The sequence below is a fragment of the Streptococcus sp. SO2 genome, assembly GCF_030440025.1.
Window position 1 is genome coordinate 21,990 of sequence record NZ_JAQFJH010000011.1, and the last position, 14,676, is coordinate 36,665.

The following is a 14,676-nucleotide window of genomic DNA, read 5'->3' on the forward strand; positions in this document are numbered from 1 at the left end:
AAAATAAAACCTTAAAGAACTTTACTTGTTTTAACTCAATTACAAACAAGTATTTATTTAAAAGTCTAAAAAGACTATTGAAAATGTAGTAACATTTAAGGAGAAATTTATATGCTAGCAAAAGCAGGGGACGTCTATTGTGTTTACAATACCCATCTAAAAAAATACATCGCTTGTCAGATAACCAAGATAGAAGAGGGGGAGAAAAAGTCGCAGGCTGTCCTACTGTCATTAGACTGGTCAGGAGAACAACCTCTTAGAGAAGAAGAACTAGCTTCTTTGAAGCCACTCTATATAGATTTTATGTACTGGGAAAGAAACTTACATCTTAGTAATGTTGATATTCAGGTACCGTCAAATTATATTTTTATTGGGAATACAAGACCATTAACAACCGAAAGCACAAACACATATGCTATGTTTTGGGGAAATGGTTACGATATTTATAGGCAACTGAAATGGCAAGAAATACCAAAAGAAAAAAGAGATTTATTTAAGAAAGCAGATAAAAGCAAGGAAAAAGTTTCATTTGCAGGAAATGAGTCCCGTATTTCTAAACACAATATCAATGACGAGTGGACGCCTTTTGAAGACGCATTAGAATTAAAGGTCTTTCCTTGTTTATCTAAGTTGACATTAACGAGATGGCACAAAAATATATATGAGTATTTGCAATCAACTCCTTTTATTACAGAACTAGTTCTTAAAAATCATGGACAAACAAAACTGGATTTTTCTAAGACATCCATACATCGGCTTTCCATTGATTTGACAGGCGTAGAGGAACTTAGATTGAACGATGATTTGGAGGAGCTAGTCTTATTAGGAGACATGAGCGACAATTGTCAGATACTTGTAAAGGACCATGGAGCCAGCTTACGATTACAACTTGATCGTTCTCTACCTAAGGTACTGGGATTAAAAGATTTAGGAGCCATCCATTGTTCTAACATCCTTGAAATAGATTTTGCTCAAATCTTGAATAACTATCCAAGGCTTAGGGAATTAAGATTATGGGGGAAACCTGGTCATATTCTCAATTTCCATAAATTATCAGAGTTCAAAGAGTTAGTCTATTTTTCCACTGTTGATTTGTTTGGCTTTACTGCAGAGGATATTCCCAAACCAGAAGATTTACCTCTATTAAGTATGTTTTGGATGAGTAGCTTACCAGAAGAGGCCGCTAAAGTAGCCAAAAAATATTATAAAAAACAGCAGGACAAGGGACTGAATCTTTGGATAACAAAACCGAGGAAAGCTGAATGGCTAGCCCAAAACCTAGACAATCCATTTCGCTCATGGGATGGACAAGAAAATATTTCAACCGCAAACGCAAAAAAAGCAGCCTCTCTATATAGAAAGACTAGAGCAAGTGTTATAAAGCTTCTAGAAAACCCCAACGAGGACACTATGAAACACATAGAAGTCCTCATAAGAGAGTATACTCAAGGTTTCAATAAAATGGACAAGCGTAACTTATTGAAACAATCGAGAGAGAGGATATCTATGATGCCCTGATCGAGATCTTAGATTTACTACCTGAAGATTTAGGGATGGACAAAGAAAAATTTATAGAAATCTTTGATGAGCTAAAAGATTTTTAAATGAGAAGTCTTTCTAGTTCATTCTTGAAACGGAGATTATCATGACTAACTTTATACAGACTATCACAGTCGAAAATCGGCAGGTCGACAAAGAAAATTACTTTACAATTGGCTACTCTCCAGAGATAGAAAAATCTTTACTGTGTGTTTATATTTCTTGGATTGCTGGTTACGAACGCTATTACGAGTTAGAGGACGGAGATTTGGCTCTCTTTGAAAGCAAACGAGAAGCATTTCTCAAAAAATATGAAAAAGAAATCAAGGCTTATCGGACTGAAAGATTGATTGTTTCTGGGGCTCCGAGGGATTACAATTTCAGATCTTTGCCTGAGAATATCCTAAAAAACTTGGATAGCTATCCTCCATTTAACGGATATGTCTATCAAAACGGCATCCTCTGTGCTAGAATCAAGATTGAAGACAAGTATTTTTATCTTCCGCCCATTTATGATGAGGATTACAGATAAGCATTGCCTCAAAGTAATGCAAAACAGCCTCTAATCTTCTAGTTTTTGCTGGAAGATTTTTTATATGTAAAATTTTTATACATATTACTTGACAGCGTTTCCATTTAGATGTATGATGTATGTGTAGAATAATTATATATAAAATTTTTACATACTAAAAAAGGAGGTGCCCCATGTATTTTCCAACATCATCGGCCTTGATTGAATTTCTCATCTTGGCCATTCTAGAACAAGGGGATTCCTATGGTTATGAAATTAGCCAAACCATTAAACTCATCGCCAAAATCAAGGAATCTACTCTCTACCCCATCTTGAAAAAACTGGAGACCAACCGCTATCTGACTACATACTCTCGCGAATACCAAGGTCGGATGCGCAAATACTACTCCTTGACAGAAATTGGAGAGGAGCAACTATTTGTCCTTCGAGAAGAATGGACACTCTACACTGACACTATCAACGGCATCATAGAAGGGAGCATTCGCCATGACAAGAACTGAATATTTGAATCAGCTTGAAGCCTATCTGATGAAGCTTCCTCAAGCTGATCGCATCGAAGCCATGGATTACTTCAAAGAACTCTTTGATGATGCTGGTCCAGAAGGTGAGGAGGACCTTATCGCTAGCCTGGGAAGTCCAAAAGAAGCTGCCCATGATGTCCTGACTACACTTCTTGATAAGAAAATAAACGAAGAAAATTCCAATAAGAACAACCGTCAGGTTTTACAAATCGCAATCATCGCACTTCTGGCTGCACCTATCGGGATTCCAGTCGGGATTGGTCTTCTCATGGCTATCATCGGGATTTTTATCGCTGCTGTCAGCGTACTTATGGCCTTCTTTGCTGTATCAGTGGCTGGACTAATCCTAGGAGGCGTTCTCCTATTTGAAAGCTTCTACGTTCTGGCTGAATCGACATCTGCTTTTGTGCTGATTTTTGGAGGAGGTTTATTAGCGATTGGGGCTTCGTCTCTAGTCTTACTAGCAACTTCTTATGTGACCCGTTTCTTTGGATTACTAGTCCTTCGACTTATCCAATGGATTCTTAATAGAGGAAAGAGAGGTGAAAGACATGCGTAAATGGACAAAAGGATTTCTTATCTTTGGTGTTGTTACTAGTATCATTGGTTTTTCCATGATGATCATCGGGATCCAAACAGATGGTGTCAGAAGCCTCCTTGCAATGTCTCAAAAACCAGTATTTGAAAGCCGTAAGGAAGAACTTGTATTTGACCAAGACATTGAAAATCTAAACATCTCTCTAAAAGAACATTCGCTCGTTATCACTGAATCAAGCGATGATAAGATTCACATCCAGTATCATCCAACCTTCTCTGAAAAAGAAAATCTTCAAAATTCTATCAAAGAAAAAACTCTTGATATTTCAGACACCGAGTCAACTAAGCGTCGCTCTATAGGTTCTAGTATTGAGGGTATCCTATTTATCGCAAGCGGAATTTCTAGCCGCAATGATGAAGTTGTTCTCTCGTTACCAAGAGGAAAAGACTTAAAAAATCTAACTGCCCAGGTAAACCATCGTATCCTTTCAATTGCTAATGCAAAACTCAGCAATGCCAAGATTCTGTCAAATGGATATCTCCTTCGTATCACTGATAGCGAGATTAAAAATAGCCAACTAACCACAGTTGGAATTGTCAATATATTTGAAACCAGTCTAACAGATAGCCGCATCCAAGCAGATCATGAACATATCAAGGCAGACGATATCCAAGTGCATGGTCGAGTGGAATTCGAGGCAAGAAAAGATATCTCACTCGAGTTATCTCAGAAGGAACTTGATCGAATCAATCTTGAATTTTCTGCTGAACATGGTGATATCTATCGTTGGCATCGAGACAGACATGACATACCTACGGGAGGTAGTAAAGGTGAAGCATTAGTGAACCCTTACAAAACAGAAAAAAAAGATACGCAAGATCTCCTCGTCGCAAAATCTAATCAAAGTATCTATTTCCCATAATAAGATTGCTTGCTTTCTTATAGAAATCATGAATAAAGACAACTAGTAGTTACTACTCAAAAATTAATCAAAAAAGGGAGGTCTATTATGACTCAAGAATGGTTTGAAAGTGCTGATTTCGAAAAAACAGCCAACAATGATAAAAAAGATAGCCCATCCGACTCAGTTCTCCTTGAAGAAGATTCAGAGACAAGAGAAGAGGCGCCAGTAGTTGAGGAAAATCCTCAAGCCAATCCAGAAGATAAGGAAACTAGTGAGGAAACTGTAGAGACTGAAGAACTCGCTGAAAAATCAGAAAAGATAGACGAGTCAGAAGAACCTATTAAAGAAGCTTCTCAGAAAAGTCAATCTTTGGAAAGCCCGTTTTTACCAGATTCTGTATCTACCAAAACAGCGCTATTCGCAGTATTCAAAGAAGAACTGGCTGATCTTTGGTTTTGGCTACAAGGTGCCCTTAAAGAACCGACAACAAGCATTGATACAGATAAAAAACATAGTTATAATGCCTTTGCCCTGCTGACTATCTTTTCTGCTCTTAGTTTCTTCTGTGCGATTTATCATATCAAGCATAACTACTACGGCCATATGGCGGCTATCAACTCTCATGTCAGCGAGCAGTTCCCTTCACTGAATCTCTTTTCTATCTTCTCCATCTTGGTAGCGACAAGTTTATTCTTCTTTTCTATCCTTATGGGTGGATTTGTAGTTAAACGTTTTGTCAATCAGGACAATGACTGGACACTGGAAAAATCCTTGCAAGAGTACAGCAGACTCTTGGCCCTTCCTCTCCTGCTCACAGGTATTGCCAGTTTCTTTGCCTTCTTTAATAGTCTACGCTTTGCGGCTCTTCTCTGCCTCATTAGCATTGGTCTGGTACTTCTTGCCAACCTCTATACCATCTCAAGACCAAGTAAAGATAGCCAAACTGATCCCTTCTATCGCCTTCTCTTGGCATTTCTAGTTAACGGTGGTATCCTATTTCTCTTCTTCCTAGCAGAAATGACTCTAGTTTTTGAATATCTACGAATCCTAGCTTTTATGTAAGATAAAGGCAGCGAGATAGAAAGATATTAGCTTTAGAGGATCATTACTATAAAATTTTAGAAACACAAAAGCGAACAAGACAGAATTCTGATAATCAGAAAACTAATCTTGTCCGCTTTTTAACTTTATATTTGGACTTTTACCCCAAATTTCTTTTTTATCTATTTGCTAAGGCTTCAAAATCCTCTCCTGAAACTGGTCCTACCTCTACTTGGTTGGCATCCAAATCCTGACAAAGTTCCTTTGGAAGAGCTTCTAAAAAGGCTTGGTAATCCAGTCTAGCTACTGCTTCGTAGTCTTCAGGCTTAGAACCATCTCCAGATATTTTCACCAGGTCAATCTCCCAGACAAGATCCTTACCAGCCAACTGCTCAACATAAGGTACAGGAACAACAGGACCTTTTGGCAAAATAGTCTTTACTCCTTGAGCCAGGTGGTAGATTCCATGAACCTTACCCTCACCATCTGGGTAGAATTTAGCACTTGCAGGATAAGCATCTGACCCTTGAACCCTCTTAACTAATTCTTCAAAACGTGCCAGTCCATCTTCTTCTAGGAAACTTTCTAAATCCTTCTTATCAAAGAAAATAGTTAATAGAATTCCTTGGCAAAAGGCCAAATGAGCATCCTTATCAGCTAGATAGTTTTTAACAGTTTCTTGGAAATAGTCTTCCAAATCAAAGTCTGACAAACCTTCAACAGATTCACCAACCTTGCTAGACAAGGCTTGCAAGAGCCCTTCTACAATCACCCAGTCAGCTCTTGTAATCAGGTCAGGAATGATCACTTGATAGCCTTTTTGAGCATCTACATAACGAACTTTAAAGAGAAATTGAGACTTGCCTATGATTCCACACTCGATATACTCAAGGCGATTGAGGGGTTGACGAAGATAAACAGCATCATAACTATGTGACTCTAAGCCATCTACTAGGGCCAAGACTGACTTAGCTGTTAAAATCTCCTGTTGTCCTAAAATACTTTGTTTATTTGGAATAAAAAATGTTTTCACCATAAATGGTCTCCTTTGAAATCGTTTACATATAGTATACACCATTTTCCTGAAAGAAGCAGAAACAAATTTAAGATTTTTTAGTCAAAAGCATAGAAAAACAGCCCTTTAGGACTGTTAATGTTTATTATACAACTTCAGAATGGTCTAAACTCTCACCTATTGCTGCTAAACGCTCGATGACTTGATCTTGTGTCAATTCATGTTCTAAAACATAGCGATTACGTGGGTGAACACGACACTCGTGCGAGCAGCCACGAAGGTATTTATCTTCGTTGTCTTCTGATGCCAAGATACGACGGTTACAGAATGGATTTCCACAGTTGACATAGCGTTCACATGGTGTTCCATCAAACCAATCTTTCCCTACGATAGTTGGGTTAACATGGTTGACATCGACTGCGATACGCTCGTCAAAAACGTACATTTTACCATCCCAAAGTTCCCCTTGAACTTCTGGGTCTTTCCCGTAAGTCGCGATTCCTCCATGCAATTGACCGACATCTTTGTAGCCTTCACGAACCATCCAACCAGAGAATTTCTCACAGCGGACTCCACCAGTACAGTAAACTACGACGCGCTTGTCCATAAACTTTTCCTTGTTATCACGGACCCATTGTGGCAATTCACGGAAGTTGCGGATATCTGGACGAATAGCCCCACGGAAGTGACCAAGATCGTACTCGTAGTCATTCCGAGTATCAAGGACAACTGTATCTTCGTCTAGGAGGGCTTCTTTGAATTCTTTTGGAGACAAGTAAGCACCTGTTGTTTCAAGTGGGTCGATGTCGTTGTCAAAGTTATCATCCTCTAAACCAAGGTGGACAATCTCTTTCTTGTAGCGAACAAACATCTTCTTGAAGGCTTGCTCACTTTCTTCGTCAATCTTGAACCAGAGGTCTTCCATACCTGGAAGGCTGTGAACGTAGTCCATGTATTTTTGCGTTGTTTCGTAGTCTCCAGAAACGGTTCCGTTGATCCCTTCGTCAGCGACTAGGATACGACCTTTTAGGCCGATAGACTTACAGAAAGCCAAGTGGTCTGTAGCAAATTGTTCCGCGTTTTCGATGGGAACATATTTATAGTAAAGTAAAACTCGAATATCTTTTGACATTTGCTTCTCTTTTCTAAGATTAAATTATCAGAATTTTTCATTCAACTATACCAGTATACTCTCCCAAGAAAGCGAATGCAATTTATTTGACCGAAAAATGAAAACAAGACCCAGTTTCAGATCTTGTTTCAGCTAAATATTCGATGAAGAAAGGTTACCAAAAATGGTAAGGTTGCGACAATATTATTGATAACATGAACGATATAACCAGGATAGATACTCTTTGTATAGCGAGTTAAACCCGCACAAAACACTCCAAATGACGAAAAAACAAGAATATCTAGGAAATTGGGAAAGCTTGAAAAGTGAGGAAGAGCAAACAAAACCGAAGGAAGAATCAGGTCAAGCCCAAATTTCGAATCTTTAAAGAAGGCATGTTGGAACAAGCCCCTATATATCAACTCTTCCATCAGAGGACCTAGGAAAAATAAGGTTAGATAGAGTCCCAACTCGGCAAAATTTGTCTCACTATAACCGATCAACACGGCCCAACCTTCATAGGTAGACTGAACATGTCTAGCCGTTTGGAAATTAAACGTTATATGAAGCACAGCTACGAGAATTGTCAGCACTGTATACCACAGCCATTTTTTCTTTGAAATAACAAAAAGATATCCATGTCCTGTATTGATTAAAATTCCTATCATGATGCCAATAAAGACAAGACTGACAAGGTTTCGGATCCAGAAAAAATTGCCAATTTGAGAAGAAAATTGCCAGTAATTTTGGATCATAAGCGTCAACTGAGAAAGTCCATATACGAAAAATAGGTAGGATAAGATTGCGCTTATTTTAAAGAATGGATGATATTTTTTCATATGACTATAACCTATGTTAAATGTAAGAGCAAAACTCTGAACAAAATACAAATAATTATATGTATTTATTATAAAAAGAATCACCACCCCATCTGGAAAAACCAGATAAGGCAGTGATCGCTCTTTTTAGGAATGAATACACGAAATCAATCTATCTTATTTTTTGCTTTTCAAGAATTCGTCGTATTGTTTTTGCATTTCATCCAATACTTTTTGGTAAGCACCTTCAGATTTAAGTTTTTCCATCAATTCTGGAATAGCTTTTTCAGGGTCTACAGTACCAGTGTTGATAGCTGTATCGAATTGTTGCATAGTGTTAGTAATAGCTGAAATTTCAGATTTCACATTGTCAGTGTTGAAGATGAATCCAAGCGCTGGAGATTCTTTTGCAGTTTCCAAATCTTTCTTAGATTGTGCAATTTGTTCATCTGTAACGTTTTCGTTGATGTAAAGGATCCAGTTGTTACCAGTGTTCCATCCTGACATGTGAGTGTTTCCTTTGTATCCATCAAGGACTTTAACACGGTTTTCTTTACCTGCAACTTTTTCCCAGTTCTTGCCTTCTGGTCCATAAACAAGTCCGTTCAAGAGTTCTGGGTTAGTGTTCAAGAGGTTCAACACTTCCATTGCTTTTTCTTTGTTCTTAGAGTTGTTTGAGATTACAAAGTTTGCAACTTGAGTTGTTTGGTTTTTCTTGATGAAGTTAGTAAATGGTTTGATTTGGATGTCTCTGTTAGCAACACGAGAAAGCAAGCTGCTACCGTAGTCAGCTGGTCCTACTGTTTCTTCGCGAACAAGCCAAGTATCTTGAGTAAGATCATATGAAGTTTCGCTTGTTGCTACGTCTTTTGGAATGTATCCTGCTTCATAGAATTTGTGAAGAGTCTTCAAGTGTTCTACGAAACGAGGAACTTCGTAACGGTTTACGATCTTAGTAGTGTCGCCTTCAAGGTCAATGACGAATGGAAGTCCGTTTGCAACTGGGTAGTCAAAGTTTTCTGATGGGATAAAGTTTTTACCAACAGCAAATGGCATTACATCTGGAGCTTTTTCTTTGATTTGTTTCAATACTGGTTCAAGTGTTTCGTATGAAGTTACACCTGAGATATCGATTCCATATTTTTCAAGAAGTGGGCCGTTGAAAGCAAAGTTTTGTGAAGATGCAACGTTGGCTGCAACTGGAACTGCATAGATTTTACCGTTTACAGTGTTACCTTTGATGTAAGCTGGGTCAAGCGCTTTGTAAAGGTCAGCTCCTTCTTTCTTGTACAATTCTGTCAAGTCAGCATAAGCACCTTTTTGAGCGTTTACGACATAGTTATCTGCAAAGGCGATATCATAGTTTTCACCTGATGAAGTGATAACTGACATTTTCTTGCTGTAGTCACCCCAACCAAGGTATTGGATATCCAACTTAGCGCCAACTTTTTCTCCGATGATTTTGTTTGCATTTTCTAGCAATTCATCCAAGTTATCTGGTTTGTCACCGATTTGGTACATTTTGATAACAGTTGTATCACCTGATGATGATGATTCAGCAGCTTTTTGGTTATTTCCTTTAAGGTTTCCACAAGCTGCAAGGCTAGCAGCTAAAGCGACAAGGCTAGCAGATGCAAAAGCATATTTTTTCCAGTTTTTCATTATAAAAACTCCTTTTTTTATTTTTAAAGTTATTAACAAAATTAGATTGTTGATTTTCCTTTGTCAGAAAAATCAGAGTTAGAGAAGAAACAATGTTTCTTAAACTTCCTTACTCTTTAACACCACCGATAGTCAAACCTTTTACAAAGTAGCGTTGGAAGAATGGGTAGAGGATCGCAATCGGAACAGTCGCAACTACGACCATGGCCATACGACCTGTTTCTTTTGGTAGGGCAACCGCAAGTTGTCCTGACATACCAACTGACTTAGCAATGTAATCCATGTTGTTTTGAATTTGCATGAGCAAATATTGCAATGGATACAAGTTATCACTCTTGATGTAAAGAAGGGCGTTAAACCAGTCATTCCAGAATCCAAGCGCTGTCAATAGTGTGATCGTTGCGATACCTGGTAATGACAGTGGCAAACAGATTTGGAAGAAGATACGAGCTTCACTAGCTCCATCGATACGAGCTGATTCGAGGATTGCTTCTGGGATGGTTTTCTTGAAGAAGGATCGCATCAACATGATGTTGAATGGTGATAGAAGCATTGGAACAATCAAGGCCCAAATAGTATCACCAAGGTGAAGCAATTGAGTTACCACGATATAGCCTGGTACCAAACCAGCATTGAACAACATACTAAGAAGAGCGAAGATTGTAAAGAATTTACGATACTTAAATGTTGAACGTGAGATGGCATAGGCGTAAGTTGTCGTGATAAAGACGTTTGTCAATGTACCGACAACTGTCACAAATACTGAGATAAAGAGCGCTTGTAAAATCTTATCTTTGAACTGAGCCAAAAACTCAAAACCATCTAATCCAAATTGTGATGGGAAGAAGCTATATCCATATTGAACGATACTCTTCTCATCTGTAATTGAGATAATGATGACAAAGATGAAAGGCAAGATACAAGAGAAGGCCAGCAAACCAGAAATGATACTAAAGAAGATATCTGCTTTCTTGCTGAAGGAGTGTATGCCAACATTATCAATTTTTTCTTTTTGAATTTTTTTTGCCATATGCTCCTCCTTTCTAGAATAGTGCTGAGTTAGGATCAACACGTCTTGCAAGTAAGTTTGATAGGATAACCAGAATCAAACCGACGACTGACTGATAGAGACCGGCTGCTGAAGCCATACCGATGTCTGCTGTCTGTGTCAAACCATTAAAGACATAGACATCCAATACGTTTGTTACGCTATAGAGCTGACCAGCGTTGTGAGGGATTTGATAGAAGAGACCGAAGTCTGCACGGAAGATGTTTCCGACTGCAAGGATGGTCAATACTGTCACAAGTGGTGTCAACTGAGGGATGGTTACGTTGCGGATACGTTGCCATTTGCTAGCACCGTCCACTGTCGCTGCTTCGTAGTAAGTTGGGTCAATACCCATGATTGTAGCGTAGTACATAACACTACTGTATCCGAAGCCTTTCCAGATACCTAGGAAAAGGAGGAGGTAAGGCCAGATACTGATGTCTGCGTAGAAGTTAATACCCTTCATCCCGAGAGCTTCTAAGGTGTGATTGATAAGCCCTTTATCGATATTTAGGAAAGCATCTGTAAAGAAACTGATGATAACCCAAGATAGGAAGTACGGGAATAACATAGAAGTTTGGTAGATTTTAACCATTTGCTTAGAGCGAAGTTCACTAAGGATAATGGCAATCCCAACCGATACGATCAAACCGATAAAGATAAATCCAAGGTTGTAAAGGACAGTGTTTCGAGTGATGACAAAGGCATCTTTTGAACTAAATAAGAATCTGAAGTTATCTAGTCCAACCCATTTACTATTTATAATACTGTGGACGAATCCTTCACCAGTCATATGGTAGTCTTTGAAGGCAACCACATTTCCAAATACTGGGATGTAGAAAAATAAGATCAACCAAAGTGTCCCTGGTAAAACCATTAAGAGAAATATCCAATTATCTCTCAAAGTTTTTGAAAACTTGTTCATAATTTCCTCCCTTTTTATTTTTCTAAAACTTGATAATCTCACAATTTTTAGACTTGATAACGTTTACAAAAATAGTATACTCCTATTTTAAGGATAGTTTAAACTACTAATTATAGAAAAAACTCCACAAATTATTTTATGTGGAGAACTTTTTTTATAATAAGAAGTATGTTTCACGAGAAACTTTCTTCCTGAATAGAGTTTTTCTAGGTCGTATAAATGGTCGAAGCTGTCGCAATGGTGTGCCACTGGTTGGCTGTCGTCGCTGCAAAGTCCTTGTCTGCGTAGAAATCATTAAATGGCAAGATGTCTACTTCTAGTTCTTCGATGCGGACAATTTGACCAGCAAGATAAGCCTCAATACGACTTTCTGCTCGCTTGATCCGCTGCAAGAGTCCACCCATACGGATGTCCACTGTATCCAAACCAAAGACCTTGTTCTCTTTCAACCATTGGTGGCTAAAGAGCTTGTGGAAGGTTTCAATCTCGCTTCGGAGTTTTGGTAATTCTTCTCTAGCAATTTGTTGCAAGCTCTCTTTATCGCCTGCTTGATAGGCTTGACGGATGCGTCGTCCCACATCAACCTTACTACTTAAAATAGCATTCAACTGAGCCTGAGTTTCAAAGAGATAGGCATAGTTCCCAGCTTTCTCTTTAATGTCAGCAAGAACCTCAGCTGCCTGAGCAAAGTGTGGTTTGTCCTGTTCAGGTGTCATGTGCTTGTCAAGAATTGGACAGAGAACATCCTGATAAAAGACATAGCGGTTCGGGTTAATCCCACTGAGATTGTCTGGCAAGTCTGGTAAGAGGTTGGCCAGGTCAAGCTGCATAAAGTCCTCAACGGATAGACCTGTATTGGTCTTGAAATGAGCTGACAGACGTTCTAAATCATTGCGGTAGCTGAGTTCTGCCCAGATTTGCAAGCTTGGTAGGATTGAGAATTGGGCTGTTTCACCACCATTATCTCCCCAACCAGTCACAATGACTTCTTTGATCTGATTGGCACGGCAGGCTTTGTTTGCTTCAAGAGCAATGAGACGGCTGAAATGGTTATGAGGTGTGAAGCCAATCCACTTCCAGGCACCACCTGCAAAGGCGATATCCTGGCTAATCTTGTGGTGATTATTAAAGTTACGGTTGTATTTTTCTTCACTATCCTGATAATAATCCCAGTAAACCAAGGTCACACGGTCTTTGAGACGGTCAAGATAAACACGAGTTTCTTCTGGAATTTCGACATCACGGTCGTACTGGCCATCTGCTGACATGAGTTTGAAGAACATATCGCTCCACATCTGGCAGTGGAAACCATACTTGTCTGCAATATCCAGCACGCGCTCCAAGTGTTGGCACATGAGGAGACTACGATCAACCACACCGTTCAGGATAAGATAACGTCCCAAACCAACCAAGTGGGCTTCGTCCATTCCGATATTGACCTTGCGAGTTTGCAGTTTAGACAAAGTCGCAAACATGCCGTCAATTAAGTCGTAAACTTTTTCTTCGCCGATGAGGAGAATGTCCTCTACATCACGAAGTTGCTGCACTTCCTTGACACCCCATTTTACAAAGGCTGATAAGTGGGCCAAGGTCTGGATACATGGGACAAAGGTCATATCAAACTGATGAGCGTAGGCTTCAATTTCCTGTAACTCTTCAGCTGAGTATGCTCCACGGAAATAACCAAAGTAAGGTTGTCCCTCGATTTGATAAGTGTCTTCCATGTAGAGATCAAAAGTTGAATAACCCATGAGAGCCAAGACTTCAATCATCTGTTTGGCAGATGCGACATTAAGCACTGCATTTCGCGAACAGTCAGCCATATAGGCCAAATCTTCGTAAGTAGCTTTTTCCTCAATCTCGACCTTGTTGCCTTCTGTTAAAGCTGTTGCTAGCACAGACAAAGCGCGGTAGAGTTGATGAGGTTTGCGGTAGATCAGTTGATACTGCCCATTCTCACCCTTGATAGAGATAGAGGCTTGATCAGACTGAGCAACTGCCACTTCTACATCCGGTAGAGAGATGTGATTTTTTAATACTTCGATAGCTTGGACTTGCTTGGGACTAAGTCCTGTAAATCTTACCATTGGTTTTCCTCCTGTAACCAGTTGACAAGGGCACCGTAGAGATTGGCATCTGCGTGATAGGTGCAGGCTTGAATGACTGGAGCAATTGTATATTCTTCATATCTTTCCACAAAGGTATCTACTGCTTCTTGCACACCCTTGATAAAATCAGGGTTCTGACTGATAGAACCACCTAGGCTAATGACATCTGGATCGATGAGATACTGGATATTGAGAAGCCCTTGGGCTAGGTTTCGATTCATACGCTCAATGGCTTCTTGGCAGAGGGCGTTTCCTGCCGCAGCCTCTTGGTAAATCTTACGGCCATCCCAGTCTGACTGACCTGATTTTTCAATGACATAACGAACCATGTTTCCTGTAGAAGCGAGTTGCGACCAGTTGTTGAGTCTTTCTGCAGGCTCGATAGTTGTCATATAACCAAACTCTCCACCCAAACCATGGCGACCACGGTGTAGCTTGCCATTGATAATCATAGCGCCACCGATTCCTGTACCAATCACGACACAAGCTGCATTTTCAATCTCAGGATGAGCTAGCAGTTCACTGAGCCCAACACAGTTGGCATCATTTTCTAGATGGACAGGTAACTTATAATGAGCAAGCGCCTCATACCATGAAAAACCATGGATGTAAGGAATGGCACTAATCCCCTCAATCACACCTGTTTCTTGATTAACGGCTCCTGGTACACTCATAGCAATCCCACGATAGTCCTGTTCTGATAACCGTTGATCCAGCCAAGCTAGCAAATCTTCCAGAGTCTCTGGAGTTGGAGTGCTGGTCTTATCTAAAATCTTTCCATCAGGAGTTAGACTGGCAAACTTAATACCAGTCCCTCCAATATCAATGGTTGCAAGTGTCATTTCTTTCACCTGTAAAAAGGAGCGAATTAGCAGTTGGTTCTTACTTTTTCGCTCCTCCTTTCTGTTTATGTT

The 14,676-nt window shown here is 39.5% G+C and carries 14 protein-coding genes; 6 read left to right on the forward strand and 8 right to left on the reverse strand.

Annotated features, from left to right (window positions below):
- Positions 1 to 111 precede the first annotated feature (111 nt).
- The 6 genes from PCY17_RS08870 (at position 112) to PCY17_RS08895 (ending at position 5,096) form a co-directional block, all read left to right on the forward strand.
- Positions 112 to 1,518, forward strand: a complete 1,407-nt coding sequence (locus PCY17_RS08870; protein ID WP_301393381.1) for a gliding motility protein — start codon at positions 112 to 114, stop codon at positions 1,516 to 1,518.
- Between the two features lie 127 nt (positions 1,519 to 1,645).
- Positions 1,646 to 2,071: a hypothetical protein gene (locus tag PCY17_RS08875; protein WP_301393383.1), complete on the forward strand. Its 426-nt coding sequence runs from the start codon at positions 1,646 to 1,648 to the stop codon at positions 2,069 to 2,071.
- Positions 2,072 to 2,244: 173 nt separating this feature from the next.
- Entirely contained in the window at positions 2,245 to 2,571 is a 327-nt protein-coding gene (locus PCY17_RS08880) for a PadR family transcriptional regulator (RefSeq protein WP_049526196.1), read from the forward strand.
- Entirely contained in the window at positions 2,558 to 3,151 is a 594-nt protein-coding gene (locus PCY17_RS08885; RefSeq protein ID WP_301393385.1) for a DUF1700 domain-containing protein, read from the forward strand. Before PCY17_RS08880 ends, PCY17_RS08885 begins: the two co-directional genes overlap by 14 nt.
- Entirely contained in the window at positions 3,144 to 4,052 is a 909-nt protein-coding gene (locus tag PCY17_RS08890; RefSeq protein WP_301393387.1) for a DUF4097 family beta strand repeat-containing protein, read from the forward strand. The genes PCY17_RS08885 and PCY17_RS08890 overlap by 8 nt, the downstream gene beginning before the upstream one ends.
- 87 nt (positions 4,053 to 4,139) lie before the next feature.
- Entirely contained in the window at positions 4,140 to 5,096 is a 957-nt protein-coding gene (locus PCY17_RS08895; RefSeq protein ID WP_301393389.1) for a DUF6574 domain-containing protein, read from the forward strand.
- Between the two features lie 157 nt (positions 5,097 to 5,253).
- Here PCY17_RS08895 and PCY17_RS08900 read toward each other — a convergent pair whose 3' ends face one another.
- The 8 genes from PCY17_RS08900 to PCY17_RS08935 form a co-directional block, all read right to left on the reverse strand.
- Positions 5,254 to 6,111: a DUF4299 family protein gene (locus PCY17_RS08900; protein ID WP_301393391.1), complete on the reverse strand. Its 858-nt coding sequence runs from the start codon at positions 6,109 to 6,111 to the stop codon at positions 5,254 to 5,256.
- Positions 6,112 to 6,235: 124 nt separating this feature from the next.
- On the reverse strand, positions 6,236 to 7,222 hold the full coding sequence (locus PCY17_RS08905; protein WP_049502728.1) for a rhodanese-related sulfurtransferase: 987 nt from the start codon (positions 7,220 to 7,222) through the stop codon (positions 6,236 to 6,238).
- 128 nt (positions 7,223 to 7,350) lie between these two features.
- Positions 7,351 to 8,040, reverse strand: a complete 690-nt coding sequence (locus tag PCY17_RS08910; RefSeq protein ID WP_301393393.1) for a CPBP family intramembrane glutamic endopeptidase — start codon at positions 8,038 to 8,040, stop codon at positions 7,351 to 7,353.
- Between the two features lie 156 nt (positions 8,041 to 8,196).
- Positions 8,197 to 9,681, reverse strand: a complete 1,485-nt coding sequence (locus PCY17_RS08915) for an ABC transporter substrate-binding protein (protein ID WP_301393395.1) — start codon at positions 9,679 to 9,681, stop codon at positions 8,197 to 8,199.
- A gap of 109 nt (positions 9,682 to 9,790) precedes the next feature.
- Positions 9,791 to 10,711, reverse strand: a complete 921-nt coding sequence (locus PCY17_RS08920; protein WP_001074703.1) for a carbohydrate ABC transporter permease — start codon at positions 10,709 to 10,711, stop codon at positions 9,791 to 9,793.
- A gap of 13 nt (positions 10,712 to 10,724) precedes the next feature.
- A complete protein-coding gene (locus tag PCY17_RS08925) occupies positions 10,725 to 11,654 on the reverse strand; it encodes a sugar ABC transporter permease (RefSeq protein WP_001032156.1) in 930 nt (309 codons plus the stop codon).
- A gap of 206 nt (positions 11,655 to 11,860) precedes the next feature.
- Positions 11,861 to 13,741 carry a beta-N-acetylhexosaminidase gene (locus PCY17_RS08930; RefSeq protein ID WP_301393399.1) on the reverse strand — a complete coding sequence of 627 codons (1,881 nt, stop codon included), beginning with the start codon at positions 13,739 to 13,741 and terminating at the stop codon, positions 11,861 to 11,863.
- On the reverse strand, positions 13,735 to 14,604 hold the full coding sequence (locus tag PCY17_RS08935; RefSeq protein ID WP_301393401.1) for an ROK family protein: 870 nt from the start codon (positions 14,602 to 14,604) through the stop codon (positions 13,735 to 13,737). The genes PCY17_RS08930 and PCY17_RS08935 overlap by 7 nt, the downstream gene beginning before the upstream one ends.
- Between the last annotated feature and the right edge of the window lie 72 nt (positions 14,605 to 14,676).

Excerpts from the sequence above, each read along its gene's own strand:
- PCY17_RS08935 (WP_301393401.1), bottom strand. The coding sequence starts at position 14,604 with ATGACACTTGCAACCATTGATATTGGAGGGACTGGTATTAAGTTTGCC.
- PCY17_RS08905 (WP_049502728.1), bottom strand. The coding sequence starts at position 7,222 with ATGTCAAAAGATATTCGAGTTTTACTTTACTATAAATATGTTCCCATC.
- PCY17_RS08870 (WP_301393381.1), top strand. The coding sequence starts at position 112 with ATGCTAGCAAAAGCAGGGGACGTCTATTGTGTTTACAATACCCATCTA.
- PCY17_RS08890 (WP_301393387.1), top strand. The coding sequence starts at position 3,144 with ATGCGTAAATGGACAAAAGGATTTCTTATCTTTGGTGTTGTTACTAGT.
- PCY17_RS08915 (WP_301393395.1), bottom strand. The coding sequence starts at position 9,681 with ATGAAAAACTGGAAAAAATATGCTTTTGCATCTGCTAGCCTTGTCGCT.
- PCY17_RS08930 (WP_301393399.1), bottom strand. The coding sequence starts at position 13,741 with ATGGTAAGATTTACAGGACTTAGTCCCAAGCAAGTCCAAGCTATCGAA.
- PCY17_RS08920 (WP_001074703.1), bottom strand. The coding sequence starts at position 10,711 with ATGGCAAAAAAAATTCAAAAAGAAAAAATTGATAATGTTGGCATACAC.
- PCY17_RS08910 (WP_301393393.1), bottom strand. The coding sequence starts at position 8,040 with ATGAAAAAATATCATCCATTCTTTAAAATAAGCGCAATCTTATCCTAC.
- PCY17_RS08875 (WP_301393383.1), top strand. The coding sequence starts at position 1,646 with ATGACTAACTTTATACAGACTATCACAGTCGAAAATCGGCAGGTCGAC.
- PCY17_RS08895 (WP_301393389.1), top strand. The coding sequence starts at position 4,140 with ATGACTCAAGAATGGTTTGAAAGTGCTGATTTCGAAAAAACAGCCAAC.
- PCY17_RS08885 (WP_301393385.1), top strand. The coding sequence starts at position 2,558 with ATGACAAGAACTGAATATTTGAATCAGCTTGAAGCCTATCTGATGAAG.
- PCY17_RS08925 (WP_001032156.1), bottom strand. The coding sequence starts at position 11,654 with ATGAACAAGTTTTCAAAAACTTTGAGAGATAATTGGATATTTCTCTTA.
- PCY17_RS08880 (WP_049526196.1), top strand. The coding sequence starts at position 2,245 with ATGTATTTTCCAACATCATCGGCCTTGATTGAATTTCTCATCTTGGCC.
- PCY17_RS08900 (WP_301393391.1), bottom strand. The coding sequence starts at position 6,111 with ATGGTGAAAACATTTTTTATTCCAAATAAACAAAGTATTTTAGGACAA.